Here is a 13831-nt window from a genome sequence, read left to right on the forward strand (position 1 = left end):
CTTTGTGATCAGACCGCGGGTGGGTCGAGAAGGCGTCTCCGGCGTTTCCGGCATCCATCGCCGCACGCCGGCCATGGGGGCGCATACCGGAGGCGCGCGCGGTCCGGAGCCCGGCCCTGCTCCGGCGCCTTGTCCGGTAGGTCTTTGTCGTGCAACTGACCGCATCTCGAACGGGGTAGCGGAACGGGTCTTCGTCGTCCCGCAGGGGAGCCCGACCGCAGCCGTGCGAACCCTGCGCCGGGGACCGCGGTCACAGCGAGGCACGCGGCGGCAGCCGAGTCGACCCGAGTGCCTCCAAGCACAGGAGTTCCGCCTGCCCCGGGCCCCAAGGCCCGGCCGCCGGCGCCCGAAGGCCGCCGGGCAGTTCCCGCGCCGCCCGTACCCAGCGCACGGTGAGACCCTCGCACGCCCTCCGCGTGACACCGGCCCGCTCCGGCTCGGGGAGGCCGCCTTCACCCCCCTGACGCACGCCGGTCGCATTACCTCGGAGGCGTGTGCTGCCCGCGCCCCGTTGCGCGCAAGCCGGGTCGCCCAGAAGCTTTGGGATGTCGCACGGCGCCCGCCGATCGGGTTACGCCCCCGGCCGCCGACCGTGGACCTTCTCTTCTTCTCCTCCCCGAGGCCTCGGCCGGCGTGCCCGCCAACACCTGCGCCTGCCCGGCTTCGTGTACGTCTGCGCTGCACATCGAGGAGCCCCGATGGACAACCAGTACGAGGCTTACACCTTCGCCGACCCCCTCTTCTACGAATCCCCGAGGGCCTGGGGAGCACGGGAAGAGTTCGCCGCCGCCACCCGCCCGCTGCCCACGGGCTGGGAACGCGGCGACCTGGAGATCTGGTCCGTGGCCCACCCCGTGGACGTCGTCCTGCCGGACCAGGGGTGGAAGATCCACGTGTCCTCGTGCGCGGCGGACGCCGAGGAGGTACTGGAAGCCCTCCACGCCTGGTGCCTGAAGGAGCACGTCACCTTCAAGTTCCTGCGCGGACTGCCCATCCTCCAGGTCCAGAACTCCAAGTACGCCCCGCGCGGCGCCAGCGGGAAGTTCTGTACCGTCTACCCCCGGGACGAGGACGAACTGGAGCGATGTCTCGACGGCCTCGGCACCCTCCTCGCCGGCCGGCGCGGCCCGTACATCCTGAGCGACGCGCGCTGGCAGGAAGGGCCCCTCTACCTGCGCTACGGCGGATTCGCCGAACGCCACTGCCGCAATGCCGCCGGCGAACGTGTCCTGGCCCTCGCCGGCCCCGACGGCCGCCTCATACCCGATGTGCGGGGCCCCGGATTCTCCATACCCGACTGGGTTCCGGTCCCGCGGTGCATCGCCCACGCCGTCGAGGCCCGCCGCGCCGCCCGCGGGCCGGACCTGCCGTACACGGTCGAACGCGTCCTGCACTTCTCCAACGCCGGCGGTGTCTACCTCGCCCGCCCCGCACCGGGGGAGCCGCAGGTCGTCCTCAAAGAGGCGCGGCCGTACGCGGGCCTGGACCAGCGGGGGGTTGACGCCGTGACGCGGCTCCGCCACGAGCACGGCATTCTGACGCTCCTGGCCGGCATCCCCGGCGTCCCCCGCATCCCCGCGACGCCGGCCGCGACCCCCGGTGCCGTTCCCGGACGGCAGGGCCTGTTCACCGTGTGGGAGCACGAATTCCTCGCGCAGGAGTACGTGGAGGGCGAATCCCTCAGCCAGTGGCTGACCGGCCGCTACCCCCTGATCCACCCCGCCCCCACCCCCGGTGCCGTGGCCGCGTACACCCGCGAAGCCCTCACCCTGCTGAAGGGGGTGGAGGACACGCTGGCCGCGATCCACGCCCGCGGGATCGTCTTCGGCGACCTCCATCCGCGCAACCTGATCGTCAGGCCCGACGGCGGGATCTGCTTCATCGACTTCGAACTGGCCAGCCCGCAGGAATCGTTCGTCCGGCCCGCGCTCGGCGCCGCGGGCTTCACCGCGCCGGCCGGGCTCAGCGGAACCGCGATCGACCACTACGCCCTGGCCGCCATCCGCCTCTGGCTCTTCCTCCCCCTGGTCCAGCTGACCGCCCTCGATCCGGCCAAGGCAGGCGAACTCGCCGACGTCATCGAGCACCGCTTCCCCGTACCCGAGGGCTATACCGCACCCATCCGCACGATGATGGCCCACGCGACGGAGCGCCCCGCCCCGGCCGGCCCGCCCCGTCCCGGCATCGGCCGCAACAGGGCCGCGGCCCGCTCCCTGCTGACCGCCACCCCCGCCGACTGGCCGCAGTTGCGCGATTCCCTGGCGGCGGGCATCACGGCCATGGCCACTCCGGACCGCACGGACCGGCTGTTCCCCGGCGACGTCGCCCAGTTCCGCCACGGAGGACTCGGCCTCGCCCACGGCGCGGCAGGAGTGCTCTACGCCCTGCACACCACGGGCGCCGGCGTCCGCGAGGAACACGTGCACTGGTTGGTCAGGGCGTCCCGTACGGGCGTCACCGCCCCCGGTCTGTACTTCGGCGGCCATGGCGTGGCCTACGTACTGGACCTGCTCGGCGAGCACGAGGCGGCCCTCGACCTGCTCGTGAGCCTGGAGGCAGCACGGGAGGACACCACCGGTCCGTCCCTGGCCACCGGCGCCGCCGGCATCGGCCTCACCCTGCTGCACTTCGCCCGTGCCACGGGGGACCACCGGATGCTGGCCCAGGCCCAGGCCCTGATCCTGGAGGCCGCCGACACCCTGGACAAGCGCGGCCGCGACGACGCGCGCCGACCGGCCGGACTCCTGGCCGGAGCCAGCGGCGCCGCCCTCGCCCTGATCCGCCTCCACGAGCACACGACCGACGACACCCTCCTCGAACGGGCCGCCGCCCTCCTCGACCTCGACCTCGACCGCTGCCTCACGGTGGCCGACGGCACCACCCAGGTCGTCGACGGCCGTCGCGTCCTCCCGTACATCGAGACCGGCAGTGCGGGCATCGGCCTCGCTCTTCACGCCCTCCTCGCGCACCGACCCGAGAGCGCGGCCTCCTCGTACGAGGAGGGCATCCGCAGGGCGGCGGAGCCGGAGTTCATCATCCAGCCGGGACTCTTCAACGGCCGGGCCGGGCTGATCGGCTACCTGGCCCTCACGGCCGCCCGTGCCGACGTGCGAGCCGACAGCCCCGGAGGCACCGCTGCCCTCCTCGACCGCCACCGGGCACTGTTGACCCTCCACCACGTCACCTACGCAGGTCACCTCGCCTTCCCGGGCGATCAACTCCTGCGCCTCTCGGCCGACCTGGCGACCGGCTCCGCCGGAGTCCTGCTCGCCCTGGGCACGGCCCTGTACACCACCCCCTTCCTCCCCTGGACGGGGTGACGGGCGCCGCGAGCGTCCCCCACAGACCCCGGCCCCAGGCCGGGTGCACGACCGGATCCACCGGATCCGGGCATCCACCGCTCACTCAAGGAGAACAGTCATGGCCATCCTCGACCTCCAGACCCTGGAACTCCCCGAGACGGACGCCCACCCGATCGACGACACCCTCGCGAGCGTCAGCTCCCTGAGCGCGCTCAACTGCGGCACCAGCACGGTCAGCACGCTCGTCTGCCTCTGACCGGTACCGCCGCCGCTCCCGACAAGGACGGCAACCGCAACAACGCATGAAGCCGGCCGGGCCGTAGCCGCACCACGGCCCGGCCGGCGCCCGGGCCGGAGCGCACGCCGCTTCGGCCCGGGCCCCGTACCGGCCCGCACCGACGACCGTCCCGCACCAGCAGGAGGGGGCCTCCCGTGGCCGACCAGACCGCAGACCCCGAACTCCCGCCGCCATCCCCACCCCCACACCCGTCGCCTTCGCCCCCGCTTCCTTCGGAACCGAAGGCACAGCCGGCACGGCCACCGCAGACCCCCGCTACAGCACCCGACATCGTGAGTCTGCGCCGGGAGCTGACCGCCGACCCCGTGCGGCTGATCGCGGCCCTCCTGCTCGCCCTCACCGCCACCGCGGCCACGCTCGCTCTTCCCCTGTTCGTCCAGGAAGTGGTCACCGACCTCATGGGCGGCCGGGCGCCGCGCGCCCACGCCGCGCTGATGTGCGCGGCCGCCTCCGTAGGAGCCCTGGCCCAAGCCCTTTCGGGCTTCCTCCTCGCCCGCATCGGCGAACGCCTCGCCTACCGGATCCGCGTCCGGATCATGGATCACAGCCTTCGTCTGACCCTGGGCGTGGTGAAGGCCCGGGGGACGGGCGAACTCGCCGCCCGCATCACCTCCGACGCCCTCCTGCTACGCCAAGTCGTCGACGTCGCCACCCAACTGCCCCTGGCAGCCCTCACCGTGGCGGCCACACTGGTCGTGATGGTGTGGATCGACTGGGTCCTCACCCTCGTCACCGTCGGGGCCCTCGCCCTGCTGACGCTCCTCGTCCTGCTGGTGCTGCGCCAGATGAAGGAGAACGTCGGCAAACAGCAGAACGCCGTCGGCCGCATCGCCCAGCGCTTCACCGCGGACCTGGACGCGCTGACGACGATCAAAGCCCACCGGGCCGAGGCCGCCACGGCCGAGGCCCTGGCGGCAGACGCGGAACGGCTTCGGACCATCTCCCTGGAGGGCGCACGGCTCGCTGCGCTGATCCCGGCCGCCCTCTCCCTGGGCAACCAACTCGCGATGATCGCGGTGATCCTCACGGGCGGCGCCCGGCTGGCCGCCGGCGACCTCGGGATCGCGGCGTTCACGGCCTTCCTCCTCTACCTCCTCCAGACCATCCCCTACGTCAGCACGCTGGCCACCGGCTCCGGCAGGCTCCAAGCGGGCCTGGCGGCCCGGGACCGCTGCAACGAACTGCTGAGCCTGCCCCCGGAGACGGACGCGCGCGAATCCCATCGGACCGCTCCCGCAGCCCTCCCCGACGCCCCGGCCGTGATGTTCCGCTCCGTGTCCTACACCCACCCCGGTGCGCGCGATGCCGCCCTGCGGGCGGTCTCCTTCGCGACCGCGCGTACCGGACTGACCGCCGTGGTAGGACCCTCGGGTGCGGGGAAGACCACCGTGCTGGCCCTCATAGACCGCTTCGTCAGGCCCGCCTCCGGTTCCGTCCGCGTGCTCGGCCACGACACCGCCGACTGGCCCCTGGACGCACTCCGAGCCCGTATCGCCTACGTGGACCAGAGGTTCACCCTGTTGGAGGCCACCGCCCGGGAGAACCTCCAGCTCGGCCGGTCCCGACCGGCCACCGACCCCGAACTCGACGCGGCCCTCGAAGCAGTGGGCCTGGCCCAGGACATCACACGGCTCCCGCAGGGCCTCGACACGCTACTCGGCCGGGAATCCGACCTGTCCGGCGGCCAGCGCCAGAGGATGGCACTGGCCCGCGCCCTGCTCTCCGACGCGGACATCGTCCTCCTCGACGAACCCACCAGCCAGCTCGACGGCCTCAACGAAGAACGCCTGCGCGCCGTGATCGCGGACCTCGCGGCCAGCCGCGCGGTGATCGTCGTCGCACACCGGCTGTCCACGGTGCGCGATGCCCGCCACGTCATCATGATGAACGCCGGCACCGTCCTGGACGCCGCGGACCACGACACCCTCCTCCACCGCTGCGCCCCTTACCGGGCCCTGGTGGCGAGCCAGACCACCAAACCGCCCCCGGCGCCGCCCGCCGCCCACCCCGCGCTGCGCGACAACGACTCGGCGCACGTCGGGCCGTGAAGCGACGCGGGCGGCCTTGACGCGGACAGAGGGGGACGCCTGGCAAGCCGTGGGCGTCTTCGGCGCTTCAGGGCGCTCTCGGGGGTTGCGACCGCCCCGCTCACCTACGTCGTCGGCAGGCGTTTGAGCGGGGGCCAGGGGGTGCCACGGCTCATGACGTTCGAGCACATCCCGCCAGGGAGCCGCGGACGGCCCGGCTTGACGCCTCGCGGCGGCCCTAGTGGACGCAGAACTCGTTGCCGGCCGGGTCCTGCAGCACAGTCCAGGTGAGGCCCGGAACGGCGTGCTCGCCGACGACGCTCGCTCCCAGGGCGACCAGCCGCTCCACCTGCCCGGCCATGTCCGTACCGGGCGCAGCGGCGAAGTCGACGTGTACGCGGTTCTTGTCCCGTCGCTCCTCGGCCACCCGCTGGAAACCCAGTGCCAGAGGCTTCGCTCTGACGATGACGAAGTCGCCGTGCTCCTGGGCGATCTCGCCTCCCAGCGCGGTGGCCCACCACTGGGCCAGCTCCTGCGGTTCCGCGCAATCCATCGTGATCATCACTGCTGTCAGACTCATGATCGTCACCCTAACCACGACCACTGACAAGCATCGGCACGAGCCGTTCGCAGAACTGCGCGATCTCGTGCGGTCCTTCGGCAGGCAGGGTGGCGGAAGAGGGTGCCTCCTGGGACGGCCTCGTCGCTACGGGCGCGGTCTGGGGGATGGCGTAGACGCCGGTGTGCGGGGCGCAGGACTCGATCTGCATGTACCCGACCTGCCCCGTCCGTCCCGGCTGTACGGGCGGCGCTCTACACGGCTGCGCCCCTGGACCTCAGCCCGGAGCGCCGGCCGCCGCTTGTCCGACCGCTCCCGCGCGGGGCGCGCGTATCGTCGCCATCGTCCTGGCCGTCGGCGCCGTCGGGTCAGGTTCGCTTCCACGTCCGCCACCCCGACCGGCGACGTGCCCTGCGTGAGTGGGATCACGGTGTCGGTCTCGCGTCTCTCGCGCAGGGCCCGGAGCGCCGGACCGGGTGGCCGTCCGAGGGTCAGCGGCCGAGGGCGGTCTTGAGCTGCTGCTTGGTCATGGTGGAGCGGCCCTCGATGCCGCGCTTTTGTGCCTCTTTGTAGAGGTCGTCCTTGGTCCGTTCGGACGAGCTCCCGCCGCCGCCGGACTTCTGGCCACCGCGCTGCGACGGGGACTTGCCCTGGGTGGAGCTGCGGCTGGCAGTTTTACTCTCGCCGGATTGGGCGCGTTCCTTGTTGACGGTGCGGGCGGCCATTTCCTTGGCACGCCCTTCGGACATCCCGCGTTCCTTGCCGGACTCTTTGATGTGCTCGTACTGACGCTCGCGCTTGGAGCTGGACCCTCTGGGCATGACGCAACCCTTCATCGGTCGGGTATGACAACAAGGTCATGGTGCGTGTGCCCTGATTTGTTCGCATCTCACATCGGCCATGCGGACCAGCAGCCCACTGCATGGCGGCGGTGCCCGCGAGAACCGGAACACGTAGGCGGCGAAGAGCGCATGTTGCACAAGGCGCCGATGATCATTACGGTGCTCCGTGTGACTGCCGGGTCGGCCTTGAGCCATACACGAGCAGGGTTCCCGGCCTCGGCGTGAACCCGAGGCGGGCCAGAGGCCCGCCCTTCCTCCGCGTTTCCCGACTCCCCGGCGCCATGTGGCGCCTTTCAGTGGATCCTGGAACCGGAGAGAACCCCTTTCATGTCGCACTCTCGGCACACTCAGCAGTACCCGAACGATGTCATCCAGCTGAACCACACCGTCGTGCATGCCCGGGACCGGCGGCTGTCGGCAGAGTTCCTCGCGGTGGTCCTGGGGCTGGAAGTAGGCGCGCCGTTCGGGCCGTTCCTGCCCGTCGACCTCGGCAACGGCGTCACGCTCGACTATTACGAGACGGCTGACGGGCCGATCCAGTCGCAGCACTACGCGTTCCTCGTGCCCGACCATCGGTTCGACGCCATGATCGACCGCCTGGAGGCGGTCGGTGTCACCTACTTCGCCGACCCGCACCACAACGAACCGGGGCAGACCAACCGCCTGTTCGGCGGTCGCGGCGCATACTTCACCGACCCGGCCGGCCACAACATGGAGATCATGACTCGCCCCTACCTCCGCCCCTAGCAGCTTGGCCCCGCCCCGCCCCGCCCGGCCCACCCGTCTCGGGCCGGGCCGGGCCGTGCCGGGAGCAGGCGTCTGGTTCGCGGCGTCCCGGAGTTCGCCGGGGCTGTCGCTCCCCGGGCGCTCGTCGAGGACCGACCCTCCGGCTGCGTACTCCATCGAGGTCCGGGAAAGTCCGGTGCGGCCGCGCCGCTGCGGGTACGCCGACAGCGGTCCGCACCATGACGGCATGGCCCTCATCGACCTGCGGAGCGCGGACGCGGTCGACGGGTTCCTGTCGGGCAACGCAGTCGTCCTGCTGTTCGTCGGCTCCAGCCGCCCCGACCCGGCGGCGGCGGTGCTCGCCTCGCTGTGCGCGCTCGCTCCCGCCGGACGCGTCGCGAAGACGGAGCCGGACGCCGGGGAAGCCGAAGGGCGAGCCCGGGAGTTCCTCGCCCGCTTTCCCCTGACGGATCGGGCCTCGCTCGTCCTCATGCACGGCTCGACGGTGCTCGACGTACTGCGCTGCACGGACGTGGAGGCGCACGGATCGCTCGCTCTGGGCCGCGGCCCGGTACGCCGAGCGGTTCCTCATCCGCCTGGCGGACGACCGACGCGCCGTCTCTTGAGCCCCAGCCACCCCCCGCCGCACCCCCGGGCCCCGCGCGGACTCGTCCGGAGTCCGGCAGGCCTCGGCTGCACCGGGTGCGAGGCAGGTCCGCGCCGCACAGAATGAGCGGGCCGAGGACGCTCTGTCCCCGACCGCCGCCTCGACCCCGAGGAGCAGAAGTGACCGCATATCCGCTGCCGGACGTCGGGGCCCGCGACATCCGGATCGCGTCGGTGCCCGCGGGCCACGTCTACGTCCGGCACTGCTCCTCGCCGGAACCCGACGGCGTCAGGCGTCTGAAGGACCCCCGTCCCAACGGCGCGCCCAGCACCTCGCAGCGCTGGTGGCCGCCGGTCATGCTCGACCCCCGGTGGGTGAGCGCCCACCACGCCGACTTCGACGTCTTCCACTTGCACTTCGGATTCGACGCCCAAAGTCCCGAGCAGCTCACCGACCTCGTCACCACCCTGAAGCGCCACGGCAAGCCCCTCGTCTACACCGTGCACGACCTGCGCAACCCCCACCAGCCCGATCCCGCCGCTCACGCTGCCGCACTCGACATCGTCGTTCCCGCCGCCGACCAGCTGATCACACTGACACCGGGAGCGGCCCAGAGCATTCGCAGCCGGTGGAACCGCACAGCGGCCGTCCTGCCCCATCCCCATGTGGTGGACCTGCCCCTCCTGGGCCGGGCGAGGCCTGCCCGCGAACGGTTCCGGGTCGGCGTGCACGCCAAGAGCCTGCGCCCCAACATGTCCGTCCTGCCCGTCGTAAGGGTCCTCGCGGACGTGGTGGGCGAGCTCCCGGACGCCGAACTCCTGGTCAACATCCACCGCGAGGTCGCCGATCCCGCATCCCGGGGATACGCCCCGCAGGTGATGCGGGCACTGGTGGAACTGGCGGACCGCGGCCTTCTCGAGCTCACGGTCCACGACTACTTCGACGACGACCAGCTCTGGGATTACCTCGCTTCGCTGGACCTGTCCGTGCTGCCCTACCTTTTCGGCACGCACTCCGGCTGGCTGGAGGCATGCCACGACCTGGGCACGGCCGTCGCCGCTCCCGACTGCGGCTTCTATGCCGAGCAGCGCCCGTGCCTGACGTACGGACACAGCCAACAGGGGGGTCTGGACGAGGAGTCGCTGCGCGAGGCCGTGCGGACGGCGTACGAGGAGAGGCCGGCACCCCGGGCCACCACGACGCACCGCGCCCGCGAGCGGGCGGAACTCGCAGCCGCCCACCGCGCCCTGTATGCGGGCGTCCTGCAGTGAACAGCCTGCGGATCGCCCTCATCGCGTCCGCGCGATATCCGATCATGGAGCCCTTCGCGGGAGGTTTGGAAGCACACACCTGGGCACTCGCGCACGCCCTCCACCGTCGTGGTCACGACGTCCAGCTGTTCGCGGCGCCCGGCTCCGACCCGGCGCTCGGAGCGCGGGAGCTGCCGGTGCGCAAGGTGGTACTGAGCCGGGAAGCCCGTGCGGACAGCAGCATGCCCAGCGGTACCTGGATGCAGGAGCACCACGCCTATCTCGGTCTCATGCTGGACCTGGCACGTCACGGTGAGCACCGGTTCGACGTCGTGCACAACAACAGCCTGCACTACCTTCCCGTCGCGATGGCGTCGGCGCTGCGCGTGCCGATCGTCACCACCCTCCACACCCCGCCCACGCCGTGGCTGGAGTCCGCGATCCAGACGCCCGAGATCTGCCCGGTGACCTTCACCGCCGTCAGCGAATTCACCGCCTCCGCATGGAAGGCCACCGTGCCGGCCGCACGGGTCGTGCACAACGGTATCGACACCGACTTCTGGCGCCCGGGACCCGGTGGGGACGACCTCGTCTGGTTCGGCCGCATGGTCCCGGAGAAGGGGCCCCATCTGGCGATCCAGGCAGCTCGGACCGCGGGAGTACCCCTCAGACTGGCCGGCCCGGTGGCCGACCGGGCGTACTTCGAGAAACGGGTGGAGCCCCTGCTCGGCGAGGACGCCCAGTACGTCGGCCACCTGGACCGGCGACGGCTCGTGGAACTGGTGGGTGCGGCCGGAGCCGCCCTCGTGACGCCCTGTTGGGACGAACCGTACGGTCTGGTGGTGGCCGAGGCGCTGGCCTGCGGCACCCCGGTGTGCGGATTCGACCGGGGCGCACTTGCCGAAATCCTCACCCCGGACTGCGGTGTACTGGCTCCGCCCGGGGACGTAGAAGCCTTGGCACGGCTCGTCCCCGTGGCCGCGGGGCTCGATCGGCGGGCCGCACGTCGGCGGGCGGAGGAGTTCTGCTCCTTCGACCGCACGGCTGACGCGTACACCGACCTGTACGAGGAGCTCATGCGGTGATCGGCTACTACGTTCACCACCAGGGGCGCGGACATCTGCACCGGGCCATGTCCATCTGCGCTCACGTCCGGGAGCCGGTCACGGTCCTGTCCTCCCTGCCCCGCCCCGCCGACTGGGCCGAAGGGTGGATCGCCCTGCCCCCCGACACCGTCGACTCGCCCGCCGACCCCACGGCCGGGGGCCGGCTGCACTGGGTGCCGCTCCACCACGCGGGTCTGCGTGAGCGCATGGGGATCATCGCCGAGTGGATCCGCAGGGCGGAGCCCCGGCTGTTCGTCAGCGACGTGTCGGTCGAGGCCGCCACCCTCGCCCGGCTCATGGGCACCCCCGTCGTCGTCGCCGCCATGCGCGGCGACCGGAGCGACGAAGCCCACCGCCTCGCCTACGACTTCTCGGACGCCCTCCTCGCGCCGTGGCCACGGTCCTGCCCCGAGCCGGGCTGGCCCCCTCACTGGCAGGCCAAAGCCCTGTACACCGGGAGCATCTCCCGTTACGACGGCCGTCCCCGCCGTGCCCCCGGAAACGGCTGCGAGAACGCCGGCAGGGAAGTGGTGGTGATGCTGGGCGGCGGCGGTACGGACCTCAGCGGCGCACAGCTGCGGAACGCGGCCGAGGCCACCCCGGGCTGGACGTGGACCGCCCTCGCAGGACCCGGAACCGACTGGGTCGAGGACCCCTGGCCGATCCTGTGCCGGGCGGACGTGGTCGTCACCCACGCGGGACAGAACGCCATCGCCGAGTGTGCCGCCGCCCGTGTCCCCACCATCGTCATTCCGCAGGACCGGCCCCATGGCGAGCAGCACGCCACCGCCCGGGCGCTGCGGAGCGCCGACTTGGCCACCGTGCTGGACGCGTGGCCCGCGTCCGGGGAATGGCCCGCGTTGCTTGAGGACGCGGCGGTCCGCGTCCGGGACCGATGGGAGCTCTGGTCTCCCGGCGACGGCGCCCAGCGGGCGGCGCGCCTGCTGAGCGGACTCGCTCTCGGCGCACCGGAGCGGATCGCGTGCGGACCGCGGTGATCTCCCTCGCCTCGGGCAGGCATCCGCACCTGCTCAGGCAGCAGGACGGCCTCGCCCGAAGCGCCCGCGCCCCCGACCACTACGTGATCGCGGCCATCGGCGACCCCGGGATCCAAACCCTCACCGCCGGGCGGCAGCCGTCCGCGGACGTCGTCGCACTTGACCTGAACGACGGACGACTGCCGTTGGCCGCCGCCCGCAACGCGGGTGCTGCCCGAGCCCTCGCCGCCGGTGCGGACCTGCTGGTCTTCCTCGACGTGGACTGCATCCCCGGGCCCACCCTGCTGGGCGGATACACACGCGCCGCCCAGGACGGCGTCCTGCTCTGCGGCACCGTCGCCTACCTGCCGCCCCCGCCCCCGGGCGGCTACGACCTCGACGGGCTGGCCCGCCTGGCTCCGCCACACCCTGCCCGCCCCGTCCCCGCCGAAGGCGAGATCCTGCGCGGGGGCGATCACCGGCTGTTCTGGTCACTGTCGTTCGCTCTCACGGCCGACACCTGGAAGCGCATCGGCGGGTTCCACGAGAGGTACACCGGATACGGGGGCGAGGACACCGACTTCGCCGCGACCGCGGCCCATCGCGGCGTTGACCTGTGGTGGGTGGGTGGGGCCCCGGCCTACCACCAGCATCATCCGACCGAGCAGCCGCCGGTGCAGCACATCGACGACATCCTCCGCAACGGGGCGCTCTACAAGGAGCGGTGGGGCAGCTGGCCGATGCAAGGGTGGCTGCGCGCGTTCGAGGCACGGGGGCTGGTCCAGTACGTTCCCGCCACTGACAGCTGGCGCAGAAGGTAAGGCACTTACCGCTCACGCACCGCCCTGAAGACGAATCCGCTGCGCGGGCGGGTGGGGACCCGGGACAGCGGAATCGTCAGGTCCTGGTCGGGAACCTCGAAGTCGAGGTCGGCGAGCTGCGTGACGAGCGTCGACAGCACGGCGACGGTGATGTCCTCGCCGGGGCAGCGGTGACCCCGGGCCGGGTCACCGCCACCCTGCGGGATGAGCTCGTCGGCGCCGGGTTCCCGGTCGGTGAAACGCTGCGGGTCGAAGCGGTACGGAGAGTCCCAGAGGCCGGGGTCGTGGTCGTGGCCGTACAGGTCGAGCAGGACCAGGGTGTCCTTGGCGATGTTCTCGCCCCGCCAGGTCAGATCGGAGACGGCGAGACCACCGACGAAGGGGGCGAAGGGGTAGAAGCGCCGCACCTCGTGGGCGAAAGCCCTCGCGTAGCGGCTGCCCGTGTCCTTGCGCAGCGGTTCCCGGTGGGCCGGCCAGCGGTGCAGGGCGTGGGCGGCGAAGGCGGCGAACCAGGCGATGGCGACGGTGGGCCGGATGATGTTGAGCAGCTCGACGGCCGCCGTGTGCGGATCGAGGAGCCGCCCGTCCGCGTCGCGGTGCCAGGCCACGACCTCCAGGGCGGTGCCGCTGTCGCTCACCAGTTCCCCGCCCTCGCGGATGGTACAGATCTCGGCGACGAGCGCCTCTTCCTGGCGCTTGCGGGCGGCGCGGGCGCGCCAGTGCCGGGGGCCCGGGGTGGCGAAGCCGTCGACCATCGCGACGCAGTCCTCGGCCACCCGGCGGTAGGCCTCGTCGGACCGTTCGACGCCCACCCACGCGCAGACGGCGCGGGCCAGGATCACGGCCGCCTCGTCGAAGAGCACGACGTCCCGGCCGTCCTGCCACTCGGTCGAGGCCTTGGCCCACTGCTGGGCGACGTGCTCGGCCAGCGCGGAGACGCCCGCGCCGTCCTTGAGGAGTGCGAGGAACATGGCCTTGCGGACGCGGTGGGCATCTCCGTCCAGGGTGTGCACGGCGCCTCGGCCGAACAGGGTGTCGAGCACGGGCCCGGGCAGGGCTGCGGTGCGCTTGACGTGCCGTTCGTCGTAGAAGAAGCCGATGGCCTCCGGGCCGCGCAGCGCGATCACCGGGCGCCCCAGCAGCCTGGTCCGCACCGGCTCGCCGTCCGTGGCGCGCATCCTGTCGGGCAGCCACGCGTATCCGGCGGCGAGGAGGGGGAGAGTGCTGTCGGTCCAGGGGGCGGAAGCCGTCTTGATGGGGTGCATACGGGTCGGCTACCCGCCCGTCCCGCCCGCACACCCCGGCCCCCGGGCGAC

The 13831-nt window shown here is 72.1% G+C and carries 12 protein-coding genes; 9 read left to right on the top strand and 3 right to left on the bottom strand.

Annotated features, from left to right (window positions below; genetic code table 11):
* Positions 1 to 698 precede the first annotated feature (698 nt).
* The 3 genes from lanKC (at position 699) to ACS04_RS34410 (ending at position 5648) form a co-directional block, all read left to right on the top strand.
* Positions 699 to 3320, top strand: coding sequence for a class III lanthionine synthetase LanKC (lanKC, locus tag ACS04_RS34405; protein WP_048480800.1), 2622 nt, complete (start codon positions 699 to 701; stop codon positions 3318 to 3320).
* 100 nt (positions 3321 to 3420) lie between these two features.
* On the top strand, positions 3421 to 3558 hold the full coding sequence (locus tag ACS04_RS37955) for a SapB/AmfS family lanthipeptide (RefSeq protein ID WP_107438786.1): 138 nt from the start codon (positions 3421 to 3423) through the stop codon (positions 3556 to 3558).
* Between the two features lie 314 nt (positions 3559 to 3872).
* Entirely contained in the window at positions 3873 to 5648 is a 1776-nt protein-coding gene (locus ACS04_RS34410; RefSeq protein ID WP_245236696.1) for an ABC transporter ATP-binding protein, read from the top strand.
* Positions 5649 to 5865: 217 nt separating this feature from the next.
* On the opposite strand, the gene ACS04_RS34415 is transcribed toward ACS04_RS34410, so the two are convergent.
* Positions 5866 to 6207, bottom strand: a complete 342-nt coding sequence (locus ACS04_RS34415) for a VOC family protein (RefSeq protein ID WP_048480918.1) — start codon at positions 6205 to 6207, stop codon at positions 5866 to 5868.
* Between the two features lie 470 nt (positions 6208 to 6677).
* Positions 6678 to 7007 (bottom strand): hypothetical protein, encoded by a 330-nt coding sequence (locus ACS04_RS34425; RefSeq protein WP_048480802.1) that lies wholly within the window; start codon positions 7005 to 7007, stop codon positions 6678 to 6680.
* Between the two features lie 348 nt (positions 7008 to 7355).
* Between ACS04_RS34425 and ACS04_RS34430 the strand changes: the two genes are divergently transcribed.
* The 6 genes from ACS04_RS34430 (at position 7356) to ACS04_RS34455 (ending at position 12515) form a co-directional block, all read left to right on the top strand.
* Positions 7356 to 7775, top strand: coding sequence for a VOC family protein (locus tag ACS04_RS34430; RefSeq protein ID WP_048480803.1), 420 nt, complete (start codon positions 7356 to 7358; stop codon positions 7773 to 7775).
* 226 nt (positions 7776 to 8001) lie between these two features.
* Positions 8002 to 8487: a hypothetical protein gene (locus tag ACS04_RS34435; RefSeq protein ID WP_158977816.1), complete on the top strand. Its 486-nt coding sequence runs from the start codon at positions 8002 to 8004 to the stop codon at positions 8485 to 8487.
* Between the two features lie 53 nt (positions 8488 to 8540).
* On the top strand, positions 8541 to 9632 hold the full coding sequence (locus tag ACS04_RS34440; RefSeq protein WP_245236697.1) for a glycosyltransferase family protein: 1092 nt from the start codon (positions 8541 to 8543) through the stop codon (positions 9630 to 9632).
* 65 nt (positions 9633 to 9697) lie between these two features.
* Positions 9698 to 10696 carry a glycosyltransferase gene (locus tag ACS04_RS34445; RefSeq protein ID WP_245236698.1) on the top strand — a complete coding sequence of 333 codons (999 nt, stop codon included), beginning with the start codon at positions 9698 to 9700 and terminating at the stop codon, positions 10694 to 10696.
* On the top strand, positions 10693 to 11715 hold the full coding sequence (locus ACS04_RS34450) for a glycosyltransferase (RefSeq protein WP_048480806.1): 1023 nt from the start codon (positions 10693 to 10695) through the stop codon (positions 11713 to 11715). The genes ACS04_RS34445 and ACS04_RS34450 overlap by 4 nt, the downstream gene beginning before the upstream one ends.
* A complete protein-coding gene (locus ACS04_RS34455) occupies positions 11700 to 12515 on the top strand; it encodes a glycosyltransferase family 2 protein (protein WP_048480807.1) in 816 nt (271 codons plus the stop codon). Before ACS04_RS34450 ends, ACS04_RS34455 begins: the two co-directional genes overlap by 16 nt.
* A 5-nt stretch (positions 12516 to 12520) precedes the next feature.
* On the opposite strand, the gene ACS04_RS34460 is transcribed toward ACS04_RS34455, so the two are convergent.
* Positions 12521 to 13780 carry a cytochrome P450 gene (locus tag ACS04_RS34460; RefSeq protein WP_048480808.1) on the bottom strand — a complete coding sequence of 420 codons (1260 nt, stop codon included), beginning with the start codon at positions 13778 to 13780 and terminating at the stop codon, positions 12521 to 12523.
* Positions 13781 to 13831: the final 51 nt, after the last annotated feature.

It is taken from the genome of Streptomyces roseus, assembly GCF_001044425.1.
In the GTDB taxonomy this organism is placed as follows: Bacteria; Actinomycetota; Actinomycetes; order Streptomycetales; family Streptomycetaceae; genus Streptomyces; species Streptomyces roseus.